This is a genomic window from Chitinimonas sp. BJB300 (assembly GCF_002735695.1).
In the GTDB taxonomy this organism is placed as follows: Bacteria; Pseudomonadota; Gammaproteobacteria; order Burkholderiales; family Chitinimonadaceae; genus Chitinimonas.
On sequence record NZ_PDZH01000024.1, the window covers coordinates 13,443 to 30,733 of the forward strand.

General features: G+C 55.3%; 21 protein-coding genes. 8 read left to right on the forward strand and 13 right to left on the reverse strand.

The window, feature by feature from the left end:
* Positions 1 to 53: 53 nt before the first annotated feature.
* The 4 genes from CSQ89_RS06025 to CSQ89_RS06040 form a co-directional block, all read right to left on the reverse strand.
* On the reverse strand, positions 54 to 752 hold the full coding sequence (locus tag CSQ89_RS06025; RefSeq protein ID WP_099405281.1) for a cupin domain-containing protein: 699 nt from the start codon (positions 750 to 752) through the stop codon (positions 54 to 56).
* A 59-nt stretch (positions 753 to 811) separates the two neighbouring features.
* Positions 812 to 1,375 carry an OsmC family protein gene (locus tag CSQ89_RS06030; RefSeq protein ID WP_233202972.1) on the reverse strand — a complete coding sequence of 188 codons (564 nt, stop codon included), beginning with the start codon at positions 1,373 to 1,375 and terminating at the stop codon, positions 812 to 814.
* Positions 1,376 to 1,677: 302 nt separating this feature from the next.
* Entirely contained in the window at positions 1,678 to 2,445 is a 768-nt protein-coding gene (locus CSQ89_RS06035; protein WP_099405282.1) for an SDR family NAD(P)-dependent oxidoreductase, read from the reverse strand.
* A gap of 42 nt (positions 2,446 to 2,487) precedes the next feature.
* The gene (locus CSQ89_RS06040) at positions 2,488 to 3,183 is read right to left on the reverse strand and encodes a TetR/AcrR family transcriptional regulator (protein WP_099405283.1); all 696 of its coding nucleotides are present in this window, start codon (positions 3,181 to 3,183) and stop codon (positions 2,488 to 2,490) included.
* Positions 3,184 to 3,294: 111 nt separating this feature from the next.
* Here CSQ89_RS06040 and CSQ89_RS06045 point away from each other — a divergent pair, with 111 nt between their 5' ends.
* Positions 3,295 to 3,798, forward strand: a complete 504-nt coding sequence (locus CSQ89_RS06045) for a flavin reductase family protein (protein ID WP_308418121.1) — start codon at positions 3,295 to 3,297, stop codon at positions 3,796 to 3,798.
* Between the two features lie 56 nt (positions 3,799 to 3,854).
* Here the strand turns inward: CSQ89_RS06045 and CSQ89_RS06050 are convergent, their stop codons facing one another.
* The gene (locus CSQ89_RS06050) at positions 3,855 to 4,538 is read right to left on the reverse strand and encodes a helix-turn-helix transcriptional regulator (RefSeq protein WP_099405284.1); all 684 of its coding nucleotides are present in this window, start codon (positions 4,536 to 4,538) and stop codon (positions 3,855 to 3,857) included.
* Between the two features lie 263 nt (positions 4,539 to 4,801).
* Between CSQ89_RS06050 and CSQ89_RS23080 the strand changes: the two genes are divergently transcribed.
* Together CSQ89_RS23080 and CSQ89_RS06060 are read left to right on the forward strand one after the other, a co-directional pair.
* The gene (locus CSQ89_RS23080) at positions 4,802 to 5,032 is read left to right on the forward strand and encodes a hypothetical protein (RefSeq protein ID WP_233202973.1); all 231 of its coding nucleotides are present in this window, start codon (positions 4,802 to 4,804) and stop codon (positions 5,030 to 5,032) included.
* Positions 5,033 to 5,271: 239 nt separating this feature from the next.
* Positions 5,272 to 5,625, forward strand: a complete 354-nt coding sequence (locus CSQ89_RS06060) for a hypothetical protein (RefSeq protein ID WP_099405285.1) — start codon at positions 5,272 to 5,274, stop codon at positions 5,623 to 5,625.
* Between the two features lie 143 nt (positions 5,626 to 5,768).
* Here CSQ89_RS06060 and CSQ89_RS06065 read toward each other — a convergent pair whose 3' ends face one another.
* Positions 5,769 to 6,785, reverse strand: coding sequence for a class I SAM-dependent rRNA methyltransferase (locus CSQ89_RS06065; RefSeq protein ID WP_099405286.1), 1,017 nt, complete (start codon positions 6,783 to 6,785; stop codon positions 5,769 to 5,771).
* A 248-nt stretch (positions 6,786 to 7,033) separates the two neighbouring features.
* Here CSQ89_RS06065 and CSQ89_RS06070 point away from each other — a divergent pair, with 248 nt between their 5' ends.
* Together CSQ89_RS06070 and CSQ89_RS06075 are read left to right on the forward strand one after the other, a co-directional pair.
* Positions 7,034 to 7,228, forward strand: coding sequence for a Lar family restriction alleviation protein (locus CSQ89_RS06070; protein ID WP_099405287.1), 195 nt, complete (start codon positions 7,034 to 7,036; stop codon positions 7,226 to 7,228).
* Between the two features lie 237 nt (positions 7,229 to 7,465).
* The gene (locus CSQ89_RS06075) at positions 7,466 to 8,059 is read left to right on the forward strand and encodes an IMPACT family protein (protein WP_099405288.1); all 594 of its coding nucleotides are present in this window, start codon (positions 7,466 to 7,468) and stop codon (positions 8,057 to 8,059) included.
* A gap of 194 nt (positions 8,060 to 8,253) precedes the next feature.
* Here the strand turns inward: CSQ89_RS06075 and CSQ89_RS06080 are convergent, their stop codons facing one another.
* The 7 genes from CSQ89_RS06080 to metE all read right to left on the reverse strand — a co-directional run bounded on the left by CSQ89_RS06080 (position 8,254) and on the right by metE (position 14,782).
* Positions 8,254 to 8,586 carry a RidA family protein gene (locus tag CSQ89_RS06080; protein ID WP_099405289.1) on the reverse strand — a complete coding sequence of 111 codons (333 nt, stop codon included), beginning with the start codon at positions 8,584 to 8,586 and terminating at the stop codon, positions 8,254 to 8,256.
* A gap of 36 nt (positions 8,587 to 8,622) precedes the next feature.
* Positions 8,623 to 9,498 (reverse strand): tyrosine recombinase XerC, encoded by an 876-nt coding sequence (locus CSQ89_RS06085; RefSeq protein ID WP_099405290.1) that lies wholly within the window; start codon positions 9,496 to 9,498, stop codon positions 8,623 to 8,625.
* A gap of 10 nt (positions 9,499 to 9,508) precedes the next feature.
* Positions 9,509 to 10,165, reverse strand: a complete 657-nt coding sequence (locus CSQ89_RS06090; protein ID WP_099405291.1) for a DUF484 family protein — start codon at positions 10,163 to 10,165, stop codon at positions 9,509 to 9,511.
* A 98-nt stretch (positions 10,166 to 10,263) separates the two neighbouring features.
* Complete coding sequence (dapF, locus tag CSQ89_RS06095; RefSeq protein ID WP_099405292.1) at positions 10,264 to 11,097, reverse strand: diaminopimelate epimerase; 834 nt, start codon at positions 11,095 to 11,097, stop codon at positions 10,264 to 10,266.
* 74 nt (positions 11,098 to 11,171) lie between these two features.
* Positions 11,172 to 11,582: a CoA-binding protein gene (locus tag CSQ89_RS06100; protein WP_099405293.1), complete on the reverse strand. Its 411-nt coding sequence runs from the start codon at positions 11,580 to 11,582 to the stop codon at positions 11,172 to 11,174.
* A gap of 160 nt (positions 11,583 to 11,742) precedes the next feature.
* Entirely contained in the window at positions 11,743 to 12,273 is a 531-nt protein-coding gene (locus tag CSQ89_RS06105) for a phosphatase PAP2 family protein (RefSeq protein ID WP_099405294.1), read from the reverse strand.
* Between the two features lie 172 nt (positions 12,274 to 12,445).
* Positions 12,446 to 14,782, reverse strand: a complete 2,337-nt coding sequence (gene metE / locus CSQ89_RS06110; protein WP_099405295.1) for a 5-methyltetrahydropteroyltriglutamate--homocysteine S-methyltransferase — start codon at positions 14,780 to 14,782, stop codon at positions 12,446 to 12,448.
* 107 nt (positions 14,783 to 14,889) lie between these two features.
* On the opposite strand from metE, the gene CSQ89_RS06115 reads away from it, so the two are divergent.
* The 3 genes from CSQ89_RS06115 to CSQ89_RS06125 all read left to right on the forward strand — a co-directional run bounded on the left by CSQ89_RS06115 (position 14,890) and on the right by CSQ89_RS06125 (position 17,263).
* On the forward strand, positions 14,890 to 15,810 hold the full coding sequence (locus CSQ89_RS06115; RefSeq protein WP_099405310.1) for a LysR family transcriptional regulator: 921 nt from the start codon (positions 14,890 to 14,892) through the stop codon (positions 15,808 to 15,810).
* A 285-nt stretch (positions 15,811 to 16,095) separates the two neighbouring features.
* Entirely contained in the window at positions 16,096 to 16,659 is a 564-nt protein-coding gene (locus CSQ89_RS06120; protein WP_099405296.1) for a TetR/AcrR family transcriptional regulator, read from the forward strand.
* Positions 16,660 to 16,765: 106 nt separating this feature from the next.
* The gene (locus CSQ89_RS06125) at positions 16,766 to 17,263 is read left to right on the forward strand and encodes a DUF4442 domain-containing protein (RefSeq protein ID WP_099405297.1); all 498 of its coding nucleotides are present in this window, start codon (positions 16,766 to 16,768) and stop codon (positions 17,261 to 17,263) included.
* The last annotated feature ends 28 nt before the right edge of the window (positions 17,264 to 17,291 follow it).

The window sequence follows — 17,291 nt, forward strand, 5'->3', positions numbered from 1 at the left end:
AGGTGATGTACCCGATCCCTCGGCTAAAACCATCCATTGCCGGGATTAAAAATCTAAGCCATTGCACGAATGGCTTCATCGTGAAATTGTTCTGCTGCCAGCAATAGATGACCTGTCTTGACGTAGATAAGACAGCCTTCGACGCTAAAGGGGGTATGGCCCGACAAGTGGGGGCTTCGCATCCAGGTGCCTGCCGGATATATGCCGTGCTCGTCTTGAAAGGTGCCTTCCAAAACCAGGATTTCCTCACCTCCCCAATGGCGGTGACGGTTGAAGTGAGTGCCCGGTGCCCATCGAACCAATGCCACATTTTCGGTTCCATGCGCATGAAGCGGCAACACTGACAGCCCTGGCGTTACGCCGCTATACCAAGTTGCTTGCAGGGTATCGATGCGAATTTGCGTAACATCATCGTGATCAAACTGGTGGAGTTTGACAAAAAGGGTACAACCATTCTTGCTGAAGGGAGTGTGGCTGCTACCTGAAGGGTTGCGAATATAAGTACCTGCGGGGTAGTCCCCGTTTTCATCCGAGAACACACCGTCAAGCACCAGGATTTCCTCGCCACCTGCATGGGCATGTTCGGTGAAGCCTGAACCGGGGGCGTATCGGACAATCGTAGTGGCTCGGGCTTTTTCTCCGCCTATCCGATCGAGCATTCTGCGTTCTACTCCCGCCACGGGGGAAGCAACCCAGGGTAGAGTGTCTGACGGAATGATGACCTGACGGCCAAAGTCTGCGTTGATGAACATTGGGGTTTCCTCCTGATGAAGGCTAGGCCGCACAAGTTGTCCGGCCCATGCTTGTTTATTCAAATCACCTGCACAGAGCCTTCGAAGTTCACAGGCATGGCAAGGTTGAATCGGTTGGGGGATACACGTTGGCAGTTGCGATGAATTTCCTCGTACTGCTCTGGGGTGCCATCGCCAGAAACAATCAGCCGGTAACGTATCGTGTCGTAGCCGGGTTTGACCGCCGCGTCGATACCTAGGAAACCGCGCAGGTCTAGTTCACCACTTGTTTCAATGGCCAGTGAAGTCAACTTGACGCCCCGAATGGCTGCGCCGATGACAAACGTGGCAATCATGCAGGCGTTCAGCCCTGCAAATAGCAGCTCCTGTGGGTTGGGCGCGGTGTCTTCTCCGAGCAGTTCGGCTGGCTCGTCGGCTGGCATTGCAAAGGTGCGGTTGGTTTTGACGCCGGCCAGCGTCATATCTACGGCACGCGCCAGGCTGCGTGTCTGCCCTTGCCAGTCTGTACGTACCGTGTAGCTGATCATGCCCTTGGCTGCATCATGCTTTACGGCATCGACGACACCGCGCAAGGCATCGGTATCGATACCATTGATAAAGCCATTGGTGATATTCGGTTGCATTTCATTCTCCAGAGTTGGTTGGAACCGGCTTGCTGCCTTACGGTGGTTCCCTTGACGGATCTTTGCTGCTTGGAAGGCTGCCGTTAACAGGGAGTAGAACTGTTGAAGGTGCTGTGCACCCGGCAGTTCGCTACCCTACTGAGAACCTGTTTACGATCTGTCACGAGCGGCCGTCAGCGGGGTGAAGCGCGGCACAGAAACCGGAATGTACTTTGGTACATGAGGATTTCGAGCAGCACATGAGCCCTGATCACGGCTGCGCAGTAAGAGCATGAACAGGTTCTAAGGGCTGCTCGCAGTTCTTAATTCCGGCCTGCCATTACGCCGCCATCGACATCCCAAACCGCGCCCGTTACCCAGCCGGCTTCTTCTGACAGCAAGAAGGCGATCACATTGGCAATGTCTTCCGGTGTCCCAATACGGCCAATCGGGTGAAAACCGTTGAAGCCTTGCAGTGCTTCGTTGACTTGTTCCTTGGGAATGAAGCCCTCGTAGATGGGCGTCTGCACGACTGCAGGAGAAACGGCATTGACGCGGATACCGTGGTCAGCCAATTCCATCGCCAAATGCTGGGTCATGGAGTGCAAGCCGGCCTTGGCCATTGAATAGGCGGTTGACGGTGTGGCCTTGATGGACTGTTTGGCCCACATGGAACCGATATTGACGATGGCGCCCTTCGCTTTACGTGCAACCAGATTCTTTGCAAAGGCTTGTGTCAGGAAGAAGAACGCACGGTTGAGTACCAGATATTGGTCGTAGTCCGGCCCGGTGTGCTCAAGGAAGGTCTTAGGCAGGAAGATGCCTGCAGCATTGACCAGGAGATCCACATTCAAGTCGCTGCCAAGGCGTGCAATCAGTGTGTCGACATCCGCCTGCTTTGAAAAGTCAGCCACGATGCCGGTGACAATACCCAGGGAGCACAGCTCGGCGACTGTTGCGTCGACCACGGGTTGATCGCGACCAACAACGATAGCCTTACCGCCACCTTGCAGAATCTTGCGAGCGGTTGCCTTGCCCATACCGCTGGTGCCACCAAGAACAAGAACCGTCGACTGATTAAAATTACGCATTTTACAACCCTTCTAGTAGGTAGGCATGAAAGCCAAAAAGAATTAATTGGTTTGATCGAATGACTTTAGTACAGCATTAACAGCCTGATCAAAGCCATCAACAGACCGCATTGCACGCGCCACCAGCAAAGCACCCTGACAAACTGCCAAGAGCATGCCTGCTTGCGCAGCAGAATCAATTGCATCAGAAACGGTTTTCTGCTGCTGACCCGCCTCCAAAACCTGCGTCAGCCAGTGTTGATTCATTGACATGAATCGACGTACGCCAACTGCAATCTCGGGGGATACCACATCCACATCTGCTGCCAGCATGCCGCACACACATCCCCAGCCTTGTTCAAGGCTAGACCGGTACAAGTTTGCAAATGCTCGCAATTGATCGCTAGGGTATTTCTCGTGGCGAGAGATATCTTCAAGGAGTTGCTCGAATTGCACGATGTACTGGTCCAACAAAGCCACGCCCAAATCTTCTTTGGCGGGGAAGTGGTGGTGAATGCTTGGTTTGCGGATTCCGACTCTTTCAGCCAAATCAGCATAACTAAATCCGGTGTACCCACGGGTGCGGATGAGTTCTGCTGCGTTGTCGAGGAGTGCTTGTCTGGTGTCCATGTCGAGCACTCTACCTTCTGGTAGGTTTGTTGTCAACGGGAGGATATTTTTATTTTGCATATTGCAAATCGTCATGGTCTGCTTCGCTAAGCAAGAGATACTTCCCCACTCTTGCGGCTTGTCGGTCATGCGGTGGTGATGGTTGGGTGATGTGCGTAGTACTTACTGACTAACGAGCCATGTCATGCGCCAAGCCGTCGACCTGAAAAAAGCCTACCGCTTACTCAACCATGGTCCACCGTGCTGGTATCCAGCGCGTACGGCGACCAACGTAATGTCATGGCTGCCGCGTGGTGCATGCCGCTCGATTTCGACCCGCCCAAAGTCACCGTGGTCATCGACAAACACACGCTAACGCGGGAACTCGTCGAAGCCAGTGGTGAATTCGCCGTGAATATCCCCGCACGAGGGTTGGCTGCTATGACGGAGTCAGTGGGCAACCTCAGCGGCCGGGACGTTGACAAATTCGCTGACCTGAAACTCACCACCTTCACCGCAGAGAAAATCGGCGCGCCATTACTGGAAGGTTGCGTAGGCTGGCTGGAATGCAAGGTGATTGAAGAGCGGCATAACCAAGACAAATACGATCTATTTATCGCCGAAGTCATCGCAGCCTGGGCTGACCTTCGCGACTTTAGTAATGGCCGCTGGCATTTCGAACCGGGTAGGGCACGGTCAATCCATTATGTCGCGGGAGGCACGTTCTTCGAAACAGGAGAAGCCTTCAACGTCAAGGACCTATGAGGCGCAAAGGGCGCCAAACTCTTCGTCTCCAACGAGATATTACCGGGGACCATACGCTAATCCAGTGTATCGCTGGATACACCGGCAGCACGTAGGGCAGATCGCAAGGTTTGTTCGTAGCTGGGGCGAAAATCCTGGTCTAGCACAGTATTCGTTTCGATGCGGTCCAGACGGAACTGCCGATGCGCATTGCGTAGTTCGCACCATGCCACAAGGGTCCAGACCTTGCCCCAGAAGAACAGCCCCAATGGCCAGATATCACGCTGGTCCGCCTGACCATCCGGCTTACGGTAGTACAACCGGACTATTTTCTGTTTATCGATAGCATTGCGTAACGGGGCAAAGGCCGCCTCATGCTGGCCAGGGATGGCTGGTGCATGCATCGGCGTCATGCCGTGCAACATATCTGTCGGCAATTCGCTGCGTATTTTTGCCAGCGCCGCCTCCGCCGCACGGGCAAGCTGGGGGTCGCTCCAGGCAACCACCATCTCGGCACCCAATCGTAATGCTGCTAGTTCTTCACGATCAAACATCAGCGGCGGCAAATCAAGCTTATGGCGCAGGACATACCCTACCCCTGCTTCACCCTCGATAGGCACACCGCTCAGACACAGGTCACGCACATCCCGATACACAGTACGTTCCGACACTTCCAGGCGATCCGCCAACCAACGGGCAGTAGTCAACCGCCGGCCGCGGAGAAACTGGACAATCTGGAAAAGGCGGTCGGCTCGGCGCATGTCAGTATTTTATGGTCTAAGAACCTGTCTAAAGTCTCTCAAGTCAGGACGATACAAGGCGAAAACGGCAGGCTCTACCCCTCAACCTCTTTGCCAATCAATTCACACTGTGCAGGCCAACGCTATTGCCCTCACTATCACGCATGATGGCAATCGAACCAATGTCTGCACGCAGGAAGGTTTTGGGCATCAAAATCGCGCCACCAGCCGTTTCCACCCGGCTTAACACCGCATCCAGATCTGGCGTATTCAGATAGACCAGCGTGCCCGTAGTGCATATGCGGGCTTTTCACCAACGCGCCGCCCACACTAGTCTCACCATATGGCAACAAGGCCATCTGCATATCGCCAACGCTGTCATCATGGCGCAGCTTGGCTGCCAACACCGTCTCTTAGAAGCGGGTAGACCGGTCAAGATCGTCAGTCGGCAATTCAAACCAGTTCACGGCATGCATGGAAAGCTCCTGTCGGATGATTACCACCAAGTGGTGTAACGCCCATGCTAGGCGGGCACTACTGACAGCGTAGTGTCAGCAGTGCCGAATAGAGCCGCGCCTTTCTTTCGTACCGTCGCTCATGCTGTTGAATAGCGTGACGCCAAACCCGAATTTGGACCCTCGCGATTTCTTACATGGCGATATACCATATTGCCCATTTCTAATAAAGGTAGCTATCGTTCGCTTCGCTTTGTCATGCAGCAAGGTGCTCATAAATTCTTGATTAAGTACAAACTATGCGAATAAAACTGCGTAATATCCTTTTGATATGCTTTCTTTTCAGCTTTGCCGCTTGGGCAGGTGGAAAACACTTCAGCAATAATGCGGCTTCTGGCTCCACCACCCGCTCAGCTTCTAGTTTGACTATCACAGACATACATCAACAGCTGACCGAAACCGGCAATCTCGTGATTGTCTACGGCACTGGGATGTTAGGCGTCAGCCACGCGGCTATAGACGACGTGACAATGAAATTCAGTGCAGACTCAGACGATCGCCTGACGATTGAAGTACCTCAGAATACTAAACTTGGCCTCATCGAACTACAGGCTCACGAGTCCATCGTCCACTCTATTGAGCCGATTGCCTGATCCCCGTCCAGTCGAGGCAACAGAATCCAGTAGGGAGCAATGACTTTCGCCGCCTGCCCTACGCTGCCTAAACTCGTCGAACCCATGTTCGCCAACGACAGTAACCCGACGGGCAACCAAGCTGCCCGTGCGCTTAAATTGCATTACACCCGCAGCAGCACCATCTTCAAAGGGTGCTTGCCATCGCTACTGGGGAAGTCTGCCTCAGGGGTAATCCATTCGAATTCACGTACTGGACGGTCGGCCTTGGCGGCGCTACGCTGCAATTGGTCCAGCCAAGCATTGGCATCAACCTGGGCAACGTTGTTGCAGCAGATGATGCTGCCACCTTGTGCCGTCGCCAACAAGGCGGGCTTGAAGACGCTGCTGTAGTCATTGACCAAGTCCACAACGCCGAAGAGACTCTTGGCATAACGTGGCGGGTCTAGAAACACCAAGTCGAACTGGCGAGCTTCCAGCGTGTGGAAGGGGGGCATGCGTTTACCGCGCACCATCTTCGGCTGGCCAATACCTGCCAACTGGCGTACAGCCGGGAAGACGTCGCTCTGCACAAAGCGCGGCCGCGTGGCCAGCATGTTCAAGCGGGCGTTTTCCTTGCCAACCATAATGCTGGATTCGGCAAAGTCCACGTTCAGCACAAAACGCGCGCCAGCCTTGGCAGCCGCAATACCAACGCCTGAGGTATAGGCGAATAGATTCAGCACCGACTTACCCTCGGCTTCCTGCATGACACGGCGGCGGCCAGCACGCAGGTCAAGAAAAAGCCAAGGGTCCTGCCCCGCATGGCGAGCCTGGATACGGTAGCTCACGCTCAGTTCTTTCGCCTCACGCGGCAGCATCGCAACTTCCAGTTCAGCACCAGACAACGGGTTACGAATACGCGAATTGGCGTCGCTGCGGTCGTTGTAAACCGTTGCAAGGCCGGGCAGCACGCTGGCGTAGTAGTCGCTGATTACCGCCAAATCGCCCTCAGCCAACGGGGTATGGAAGGTTTGCACCAGAAGAAGGTCGCCATATCGGTCCACCGTAAGACCCGCTGCGCCCTCTACACTGCCATGGAACAAACGATAGGTATTGGTTTCTTCAGCATGCAGTTGCGCCAGTAAATCGGTGCGGTTGACATAGGCAGTGGCAAGCAAACTGGGCAAATCGTTGGACATAAGTGGTCTCCATGGCAGCCACCCGGGCTGCCAGTCAAAATTAGGGGAATGCGCCATTGTACCGGGCCCACATGGTTTTCCCCTTTCGACTTTACCGGACGGCAAGTCTGATGGCGTTCAAGCAGCGCTGCCGAAATCGGCTCAGTCTGGCTAATATCGACACCTATAAGCGATGTGATCGTCCTCAATCAAACCAACAAGATGACGTACTATCGCCTCCCAGTTCGACAGCATTAGGATGCTTAACCATGACAGACAACACACCACTCAGCCCGAAACCGTGCAAAAAATGCGGCTCGCCCGGCGAAGTCATGAAGGCAGGGTCAAATCGATTCTGGATCGAGTGCGCCAAGTTCGGCCGTAATGGCAACTGCAATGTCATCAGCGCCCAAGCCACTACCCGCAAGGCTGCAATCCAGAATTGGAACACCAACTGCGCCTAAGAACTTGTCTAAAGTCTGCTGCGCGTCGGCAATATGGCGTTGAAAACACCCTCGGAATGCTCATTTACCACTTGTAAACTCCGCTTCCTCGGCTGTTTCCGCCTTCTCTTGTCTTAGCTCGCGAGACTTTAGACAGGTTCTAAGCGCCTGTTCGATGCCTACTGCGAGCAGTATTAGTCCTGATGAAGAACCAGCAGCAGGCTTTGAAACAAGCCCTAAGGTGCTTTCGGAACCACTATGCCCTTCACCCTGGCCAACCCGGCCCATAGCATGCTGGAAATCAAAAAGAGCCGCTTTATTGGCTGTGTAGAACCCATTGGTGACCGTAGCGCCGCGCAATTGCGTGTGGCTGCACTCAAAGCCGAGCACCCCGGTGCGGTACATGTTTGCTGGGCACTTTTAGCGGGTGGGCAGTCAGCAGCGGTGGATGATGGCGAACCTTCCGGCACCGCTGGGCTGCCTATGCTGAACGTATTGCGCCACCAAGAGCTGGAAGGCGTATTGGCTACGGTCGTGCGGTATTTCGGCGGGGTAAAGCTGGGGGCTGGCGGTTTGGTACGTGCTTATACCGATGCCGTAGCTCAGGCCCTGCTCACAGCCGATAAGCTGCCTTTGCAAAGGCGAGTCCACCTTCGCTGTACCGTGCCTTACGCCTTGGAAGGCTTGCTCCGCCGCCATATTGCAACCGCAGGCGCAACTGAATTACAGGTCGAGCACAGCAACCAGGTTCTGTTCAGCTTTAATTTGCTTGATAGCGAGAAAACCGCATTCATTGCCCAATTGAATGAGGTATGTCACGGCCAACTGAATTGGCTGAATCCTGTCGACTGAGCTCGGCGCTAAGCCAGGTGATGCGCCAGCAATGGCGCCACATGCTGAAGAAACTGGGGCGACTTGCACCCCCGCGGGAACAGCAACCCCTAGCCTTTTGCCAGCAATCAACGCCTACCAGCGTCAATACGCTGCCTGTATTAACCAAGAAATCGAGCAGCGGCTATATCAGGGTCACTTCAAACCGGGTGCAGCTACGAAGGCACTTCCACCAGCATGCCGGGGTTGATCAACTCTACTTTCAAGCAAGCCCTGACGGGTGCAGAGCCGGGGGCTAGCCATGCATCCCATACCGCATTCATCGCAGGCACCTTGGCAAGGTTAGTCACATAAATCGTCGCCATCAAAAGACGTGATTTATCACTGCCGCCCAATGCAAGCGTGGCTTCAGCCTGGGCCAATACCTGTTTAACCTGCCCCTGCATATCCGCGTTGAGGACTGCCGGTACTTCGACAAAGTGAATCAGCCCCTGGTAAACCGTAGCGTCCGACCAGCGTTGTGTGGGGTTGATGCGTTGAATTTCCATAATTACTCCCTGGCAAATCAGCACGCACCGAAAGGCTCACTTAACTTTGGCGCGCGGGTGGCTTTGGTCGTACACCTCGGAAAGACGGTTGAAATCGAGGTGCGTATAAATCTGGGTTGTAGCGATACTGGCATGCCCCAACAATTCCTGGGTTGCACGTAAATCACCACTGGCTTGCAGGAAATGGCTGGCGCAAGCATGCCTTAAGCGATGAGGGTGCAGCTTGTCGCCCAGGCCCAGCTTGTCCGACCAATTTGAGAGCCGCATCTGTACTGCGCGGGCTGTCATGCGGTGGCCGAAGCGGTTCAGAAACAATGCCGTTTCACCAGCTTGAAGCAATACGGTACGGCAAGGCAGCCAATTCGCAATCGCCGCCAGGGCAATCCGCCCAACCGGCACCACGCGCGACTTGCCACCTTTACCCAATACCCGCAACGTGGCGTCCGGGTGAAGGTCGGCAAGGTCGGCACCTACCAATTCGGATACCCGCAAGCCAGACGAATAAGCAAGCTCGTACATGGCGCGGTCGCGCAGGGCCAGCGGGTCGTTATCGCTCAGGTTATCCAGAAAGCCCGCCGCCGCATCAACACTGACCGGGCGGGGTAGCTTCTTCTCGGCGCGAGGCGCACGCACCGAGGCCACTGGATTGAGGGTGAAGTCGGTTTCCCGTACCAATAGCCGGAACCAGGTTCGCCAAGCCGATAATCGCCGAGCGATACTGCGTGCATCGTGCTTTCTTTGCCGCATCTGTCTGACAAAACCGCGAATATCGCGTGCTGTCAGTCGGTCCAATGGGCAGTCACCCGCTAAATCCAACAACAACTGCGCATCCGCCAAATAAGCCGATCGGGTAGCCGCTGAACTACCGTGCTCACCTGTCAGATACCGCTCGAATCTTGCCAGTGGCGTCATCGACAACCACTCAGTCCAGGCAACGCGCCAGCGCAGCCGAAGCCAATTCGCCAATCCGCGCGAGGTAGAGCGTGCCCATCTCTGGGTAGAAGCGCTGCGCATCTTCACAGGCCAGCACCAAGAGTCCAAAGGGTGCATCATCGGTCTTGAGCGCAACCTGGGCGAATGATTTCAGGCGTGCGGACGACTCGCCCAGCCAAGCACTGACTTCGTCGGTGACATAAGGGCCGCAATAAGGCATGCCCAGGCTATGCGCCAACTGCTGCACTTCATGGCTGACCTGGGCGAATTCGCTCAAGGTCTCGTCTACCTCGCTTCCCCACAGGCGCACAGCCACATGTGGCACACGGAAGTGCTCTTGCAAGTGGTAATTCAAGGTAGCCAACACACCACTCAAATCCCGCGCCTGCAGCAACGCCATGCTCAGCTGATGCACCTTGTCGCCAATCTGGTCATTCTCTTCACCAAACTGCAGCAACTCGGCAAGCTTGTTTTCGATCAGCTTGTTTTTCTCACGCAGGGTAAGTATTTGGCGTTCCGCAATAGGAATCGCCCGGCCGCCATGCGGGTGAGGAATAAAAATCTCCGCGACCAGATCGGCATATTCTTCGAAGAAATTCGGATTGGCTTTCAGCCAGGTAGCAACATCGGGGGACTGAATGGGCATGGCTTTATCTCTCCATGGATTGATTCAGAATACGCGCGCAAGAGGGCGGCGTAGTCTCTCGAACATCGTAGGCACTTCGCACTACGAATCCAAATAACTCAAATATCGATTTCGCCTTCAAACACCGTTACAGCCGGGCCCGTCATCTTTACAGGATAGCCAGGGCCGTCCCAGTTGATGGAAAGATCACCGCCGCGGGTATGCACCAATACGGTGGTATCGAGCAATCCTCGACGAATGCCAGCCACGACCGCCGCACAAGCGCCACTACCGCAAGCCAGCGTCTCACCCGCACTGCGTTCGAACACGCGCAGGCGGATCTCGCATCGACTGACAATCTGCATATACCCGGCATTTACCCGGGCAGGAAAACGTGGGTGCGACTCAATGAGCGGCCCTTCAATCACCACAGGCGCGGCATCAATATCAACCACTACCTGTACAGCATGGGGGTTGCCCATTGAAACAACCGTCATCTCGATCAAGCTCTCCCCCACCAGGACAGGGTGGCTGACCGCCTCCTCATCGGCCACAAAGGGAATCTCCGCCGGCTGGAAACGTGGTTCCCCCATATCCACCGTCACCAGCCCATTCGCTTCGAGCTGCGGCACTATCAGCCCCTTGGCAGTCTCAACCCGAATCGCTGGTTTACGGCTTAGGCCTTTATCGTGCACAAAGCGGACAAAACAACGAGAGCCATTACCGCACTGCTCTACTTCGCCGCCATCCGCACCATTAAAAATGCGATAACGGAAGTCAGCCTCGGGGTGATGGGGGTTTTCCACCAACAAAATCTGGTCGCACCCGATGCCGAAGTGGCGGTCGCCAATCCGTTTGAGTTGGTCGGTACTGAGTGCAATCGGCTGGCTGACGCCATCGAGCACGACAAAGTCGTTGCCCAGGCCGTGCATCTTGGTAAAACGGAGCTTCATGAAAAGAGCCTGCTATGCACTGGTGGAAAAGGATTTACCGCCCCCGGCCCTTGGCGTCAATCTGTTGCAACCCATCAAACCATCGCGGCGTAGTCAACCATGATGCATCGGTACATCACAACGAACAGCCCCGCTGCTTGCGCGCGTAGCGCCGCCCCATGGTTGATGATGCCCTGCTGGATCCAGATCGCCGGTGCGCCTATCGCAATTGCGCTATCCACCACGCCATCGACTTCAGCGGCATTACGGAACACATTGACGATATCCACCTTACCCGGCACATCTTCCAGCCGCGCATAGGCAGTTTGGCCCAACACCGATTCGACCAACGGCCGTACCGGCACAATCTCGAAACCCCAGGCCTGCATCTGGTGTGAAACGCGGTAACTGGGCCGGGCTGGCGCAGGCGAAAGCCCAACCACCGCAATGCGGCGGCTACGCTTGAGTAGCGCACAGATTTCCTGGTCGGGAGGATTCTGGAACATAGAGGAGATGATGCCACCACTGGCCTGTAGAAGCGACTTTGCTTTTAGAACCTATTCACAATCTTATTGCGCAGCCATGATCAGGGCTGCTCGCGACAGATCTTGAACAGACTCTTAACCAGCAGACAGGTTCTACCCAAAGGTGGTTCAACTGCCGGACTTAAACCAAAGCAAGCGACAACGCAGCCAAGCTGGCGCCTATCATCGCGCCGGCCACGACATCGCTAGGGTAGTGCAAGCCAAGCACAGGCCGGGAAACCGCAACCAGTACGGTAAAAGGAATAAGCAAACCGGCCAATACCGGGAGATAAGCCAAAGCCACGATGCTGAGGCTGACGGCGTGCAGGGTATGGCCTGAAGGAAAGCTGTACTCATCGAGCACATCGTAAGCACGGAGGATTGCTTCGGAACGCATAAAGGGGCGGGGCCGTGACGTGATGCGTTTCAGCCACTTGTACAATATCAACCCAGCCAAGCCCACACCCACCATGTGCATTACCACGGGCAATGCACTCAGCCCGTTCACCAGCAACAGACCCGCCATCAATACATACCAGAAGATACCGTTTCCCACCCGGCTGATGCAGACAAAGAAACCGCGCCAGAAATGATAACGGCTGGCGCGGTTGCAGCAGGCGGTCCAGTGCTGGTCTAGCGCCAGCCAATCTTCACGATTCAAAGGCAGACGCATGCTGAATCTCCAGAGGAGGGCCGGGCGGGCAGCGGCATACCGCATTGCCGCTCTTGACGTACAGCACGATCGCACAGTCTTGGCTTGTCATACGCTGTAGCCTGCTATGCAAGCATGTCTAGCGCATGACGTTCCCATTAAGCTTTCGTGACGCCTGCCCGCCAACTACGCGTTATTCGCCACGGTGCGAACACCCGCAAGCCACATGGCCCCCGGCAATTGTTTTGGATAGGGTGGGGCTCATGCGATCCCCGGCCGCCAAACGCGTACGAATCTGCCATGTAGCCGATAGCATATTGCGCAGCGCCGCCTCGGTTTCCGCCCAGCCACGGGTTTTCAAGCCGCAGTCTGGGTTCACCCACAAGCGCTCGGCGGGAATCACCTTCAACGCTTTTTCCAACAACGTCGTCATCTCAACCACGGGCGGCACGCGTGGGGAGTGAATGTCGTATACACCCGGGCCTATTTCATTGGGGTAGGCAAACTCACCAAAGGCATCCAGCAACGTCATGGCCGAACGTGAGGTCTCGATGGTAATCACATCAGCGTCCATGTCCGCAATCGCCGGCAGGATGTCCTCGAACTCCGAATAGCACATGTGGGTATGGATCTGTGTCTCGGGCCGAGCACCTGCTGCGCTGAGCTTGAAGGTGGTCACCGCCCAGTCCAGGTATGCCGGCCAGTCTGCCTGTTTCAGTGGCAGACCTTCGCGAAAAGCCGGTTCATCGATCTGGATCACCGCGATACCTGCCGCATCCAACTCGGCCACTTCATCACGCAAGGCAAGCGCCATCTGGTAAGCCACTTCGGCACGTGGCTTGTCATCGCGCACAAATGCCCATTGCACCAGCGTAACCGGGCCAGTCAGCATCCCTTTCATGGGCTTTGGTGTGAGTGTCTGGGCGTAGCGTGTCCATTCGACAGTCATGGCGTGAGGGCGGCTCACATCACCCCAAATAACCGGTGGTTTCACACAACGCGAACCATAGCTTTGTACCCAACCATGCTGGCATACCGCTACGCCGACCAGTTGCTCGGCAAAATAATCGACCATATCGCTGCGCTCGGCCTCGCCATGCACCAACACATCAATGCCCAGTTCCTCCTGCTTGGCCACTGCTGAGGCAATCTCAGCCTTCATGGCGTGGGTATAGTCCGCTTGGCTAAGTTCACCCCGCTTGAAGGCTGCCCGCTGCGTCCGGATTTCGGTGGTCTGTGGGAAGGAACCTATCGTAGTGGTAGGTAAAAGCGGGAGTTGTAAGCGCGCCCGTTGCAGTTTGCTGCGGCCTGTATAGGCCAAACCACGGTTATGGTCGGGCAATTCAGCCAATCTAGCGGCCACTACAGCACTATTACGCGCTGGCAATTCGCGGAAACGGGTCAAGGCAATACGATTGGTCTCCAAAGCCTGAAAGCAGACACTGCGGCCCAAGCACAGCGCACGAGACAAGGTAGTCAGCTCAGCCAATTTTTGTTTGGCGAAACTCAAGCCATCCTTGATGTCATCGGTCAGCCTGGTTTCCTGATCCAAATCGGTGGGTACGTGTAATAGCGAACAGCTGGGTGCTAACCACAATGACTCACCCAGTCTTACATATAGTGGCGAGAGCCTATCTAGCGCGACATCGAGATCAGCCTTCCAAATATTGCGTCCATCGATAATACCCACCGACAGTACTTTGCCAATTGGCCAATCGACAAAGGCATTCAACTGGCCCACTTCGCGTACGGCATCCAAATGCAAGCCGGCAACTGGCAAGGCTTGCAAGAGGGTTGCCTTATCGGCCACACCCGCAAAGTAGGTGGCAAGCAGAATATGCGAGTGGGCTGCAGCCAATTCACGGTAAACCGGCGCAAAGGCAGCAAGCCATTGGGCATCCAGGTCCAGCCCCAGGATTGGCTCATCCAACTGTACCCATTCACAGCCTTGGGCTACCAATTGCTTAAGCAGCCGTACATAGGCAGGTACCAGACGTGGCAGCAGGGAAAGCGCGTCGATGCCGTGTACACGAGCCAGCTTCAGCAGGGTGAGGGGGCCAACCAACTGCACCTTTGCTTTGAATCCAGCTAACTGGGCTTCTTGCAGTTCGTCGATCAACCATTGCGGCCCACCATCGAACCGGGTGTCGGCATCAAACTCGGGCTTGAGGAAGTGATAATTGGTGTCGAACCATTTGGTCATTTCACACGCAGGCTGGGCTGCATTGCCACGGGCCAGTTCAAAGTACTGGCGACGACTCAACTTTGCAGGTTCAAAACCAAAACGCTGGGGCGGTGCACCAAGCAATACGGTGGCATCCAATATCTGGTCGTAATAAGAAAAATCTCCCACCGCGACAAAACGTAAACCTGCTTCACGCTGCCATTGCCAATGACGCAAGCGCAATTCCCTACCCTTGGCTTCGAGGCCTGCCTGGTCTAAATCGCCACCCCAAAATTTTTCGACAGCAAACTTCAGCTCACGCTGGCTACCAATACGGGGAAAACCAAGGATGTGAGTGGTCAACATGAGTAATCCTTTAGCATTTGGCTGGAATGAATGAACGATTTGCATCATGGGACGGCAATGCTTATGATTCAAACGCATCTTTTTCCAGTTCTTCATCGATATTGCTCATGAACCACCAATTAGAACTGCGCCATCTGCGCACCATTGCCGCCTTATTCGATGCCGGCGGTGTGGCGCGGGCGGCCGAACGACTTAATCTGACGCAATCGGCCTTGTCACATCAGCTCAAGCAATTGGAAGATCATTTCGGGTTGAGCTTGTTCGAGCGCAAATCACAACCGCTGAAGCTCAGTCCTGCGGGGCAACGCCTGCATGCACTGGCGCAGAACGTATTGCCAGCGGTGGCCGACACCTGTCGCGATATCGCCCGGATACGGGACGGTGCGGCTGGCAGCTTACGGGTAGCGGTGGAATGCCATACTTGCTTCGACTGGCTGATGCCCGCCATGGATGAATTCCGCCCACGTTGGCCCGAAGTAGAACTCGATATCGTCTCGGGCTTTCATGCCGACCCGGTGGGGCTCATCCACCATGACGAAGCAGACGTAGCGATCGTCTCGGAAAAAGACACCAATGAGCCGATGTATTACTTTCCTTTGTTTCGATATGAAATTGTCGGGCTGGTGGCGAACGACCATGCCCTAGCCGCCAAGAGTCAGCTTGATGCCGCCGACTTCGCCAGCGAAACGCTTATCAGCTATCCCATCCCTGACGACATGCTGGACGTGATGCGCCAAGTGCTGACACCTGCGGGCATTGCCCCGAAGCGGCGTAGCAGTGAGCTGACCGTGGCGATTCTGCAACTCGTCGCCAGCCGGCGCGGGGTGGCCGCCCTGCCGGCATGGGCGGTGGCGCCCTATTTGGAACGACGCTATGTCACAGCGTTGCCGATTACGGCTCAGCGTCTGTATGGCGAGCTCTACGCAGCCGTTTCCAAAGGACGAGCCGCTCTGGCGTATGTGGAAGATTTCGTGGATACGGTAAAGGCTACCTGCGCAGCAAGCCTTCCCGGCATAGAACTACTATAAGGCTACGTGGCATACGCGAGAGGGTATGAAAGTGCGCTAAGAACCTGTTTACCATCTTGCTGCGCAGCCGTGATCAGGGCTCATGTGCTGCTCGAAAGCCTCATGTACCCAAGTACATTCCGGTTTCTGCGCTGCGCTTCACCCCGCTGACGACTGCTCGCGACAGATCGTAAACAGGTTCTAAGCAAAGTTGCGCCATACTTATGTCGCTCTACGCGACTTCCGCCCCAAAACCAAACACAACGATTGCCATTCGAGCACTTGCTTGGTTACAGTGACCCCCGCATGAATGAGACCGCCAAACGTATACTCGATCTGGCCGAAGTCCTGTGGTTGGAGCGTGGCTTCAATGGCTTCAGTTACCAGCACCTCGCCAAACCCATGGGCTTGAAGAATGCAGCTATTCATTACCATTACCCAGGTAAGGCTGATTTAGGCGTGGCGCTGGTGGCTCGCTTTCGACGCCGCTTTCAGCGCTCGGCTGCGCACTACGCCGCGACCAGCAACGACCCATGGGACAAGCTCGAAGCGTATGTCGAACTCCTGACGGTAAGCTATGCCGATAGCGAACGGCTGTGCCCAACAGGCATGCTGGCTGCCGAATGGGCCACATTGCCCGAGCCGGTGCGCGAAGAGGCGCGGGGGTTCATGCGCGAGTTATATGCCTGGTGCGCGGGTGTATTACATGAAGGTGTGACAAGCGGGCATTTCCGCTTTGCTGGCAGTTGCGAAGATAAAGCCGCCCTCCTGCTGGCTACATTGCAGGGGGGCCTGCAAGTCGCCCGTTTTGAGCCTAATTGGCTTGACGCCATCAAAAAGCAGCTGCGGCTTGACCTGGGCGCACGCTAGCCGCTTTTATAAAAACCTCCTCTCCTCCTCTTGCGGAGACGGGCTAGTAACAACACCTCACTGAATAACGGTACCGGCCCTAACGCCGGACAATCTGGAAGACAGCATGGAAAAATTCAGCAACGCCTTTAGCCGCATCGTCGCCAAATTCGAGAAGGTGCCCGGTCCTATCCGCCGCTGGGCACGCTCGAAAGCCTTAGGCAGCTATGTGAAGTTTGCCGGTACCGCCGGAGTGGACTTTGAAACCATCAGTACTGAACAAGTGGTCTGCCACATCAAGAATGTCACCAAGAACCAGAACCATATCAAAGGCGTTCATGCCGCAGCCATGGCACTGCTTGCGGAAACAGCCACGGGTTTTGCAGTGGGAATGAACCTGCCCGACGACAAACTGCCCCTACTAAAAAGCATGAAGGTAGAGTATAAAAAACGCGCCCAAGGTGATCTGAAAGCCATCGCTGCGCTGACGACCGAGCAAATCCAGCATGTCCGTACCTTGGAAAAAGGCGATGTCACCGTGCCGGTAACCGTCACTGATGAATCAGGCAATGAACCTATTCAATGTGAAATGGTATGGGCTTGGATTCCGAAGAAACGCGGCTGAAATAGCACGCAGGCACTCTTCCTGCACG

Coding starts and splice junctions, on each gene's coding strand:
- CSQ89_RS06080 (WP_099405289.1), bottom strand. CDS start 8,586: ATGGAAATTCAACGCATCAACCCCACACAACGCTGGTCGGACGCTACG.
- metE (WP_099405295.1), bottom strand. CDS start 14,782: ATGTTGACCACTCACATCCTTGGTTTTCCCCGTATTGGTAGCCAGCGT.
- CSQ89_RS06035 (WP_099405282.1), bottom strand. CDS start 2,445: ATGCGTAATTTTAATCAGTCGACGGTTCTTGTTCTTGGTGGCACCAGC.
- CSQ89_RS06105 (WP_099405294.1), bottom strand. CDS start 12,273: ATGCGTCTGCCTTTGAATCGTGAAGATTGGCTGGCGCTAGACCAGCAC.
- CSQ89_RS06075 (WP_099405288.1), top strand. CDS start 7,466: ATGCCCTTCACCCTGGCCAACCCGGCCCATAGCATGCTGGAAATCAAA.
- CSQ89_RS06090 (WP_099405291.1), bottom strand. CDS start 10,165: ATGCCCATTCAGTCCCCCGATGTTGCTACCTGGCTGAAAGCCAATCCG.
- dapF (WP_099405292.1), bottom strand. CDS start 11,097: ATGAAGCTCCGTTTTACCAAGATGCACGGCCTGGGCAACGACTTTGTC.
- CSQ89_RS06060 (WP_099405285.1), top strand. CDS start 5,272: ATGCGAATAAAACTGCGTAATATCCTTTTGATATGCTTTCTTTTCAGC.
- CSQ89_RS06100 (WP_099405293.1), bottom strand. CDS start 11,582: ATGTTCCAGAATCCTCCCGACCAGGAAATCTGTGCGCTACTCAAGCGT.
- CSQ89_RS06065 (WP_099405286.1), bottom strand. CDS start 6,785: ATGTCCAACGATTTGCCCAGTTTGCTTGCCACTGCCTATGTCAACCGC.
- CSQ89_RS06070 (WP_099405287.1), top strand. CDS start 7,034: ATGACAGACAACACACCACTCAGCCCGAAACCGTGCAAAAAATGCGGC.
- CSQ89_RS06125 (WP_099405297.1), top strand. CDS start 16,766: ATGGAAAAATTCAGCAACGCCTTTAGCCGCATCGTCGCCAAATTCGAG.
- CSQ89_RS06050 (WP_099405284.1), bottom strand. CDS start 4,538: ATGCGCCGAGCCGACCGCCTTTTCCAGATTGTCCAGTTTCTCCGCGGC.
- CSQ89_RS06025 (WP_099405281.1), bottom strand. CDS start 752: ATGTTCATCAACGCAGACTTTGGCCGTCAGGTCATCATTCCGTCAGAC.
- CSQ89_RS06030 (WP_233202972.1), bottom strand. CDS start 1,375: ATGCAACCGAATATCACCAATGGCTTTATCAATGGTATCGATACCGAT.
- CSQ89_RS06115 (WP_099405310.1), top strand. CDS start 14,890: ATGAACCACCAATTAGAACTGCGCCATCTGCGCACCATTGCCGCCTTA.
- CSQ89_RS06040 (WP_099405283.1), bottom strand. CDS start 3,183: ATGACCGACAAGCCGCAAGAGTGGGGAAGTATCTCTTGCTTAGCGAAG.
- CSQ89_RS06120 (WP_099405296.1), top strand. CDS start 16,096: ATGAATGAGACCGCCAAACGTATACTCGATCTGGCCGAAGTCCTGTGG.
- CSQ89_RS06085 (WP_099405290.1), bottom strand. CDS start 9,498: ATGACGCCACTGGCAAGATTCGAGCGGTATCTGACAGGTGAGCACGGT.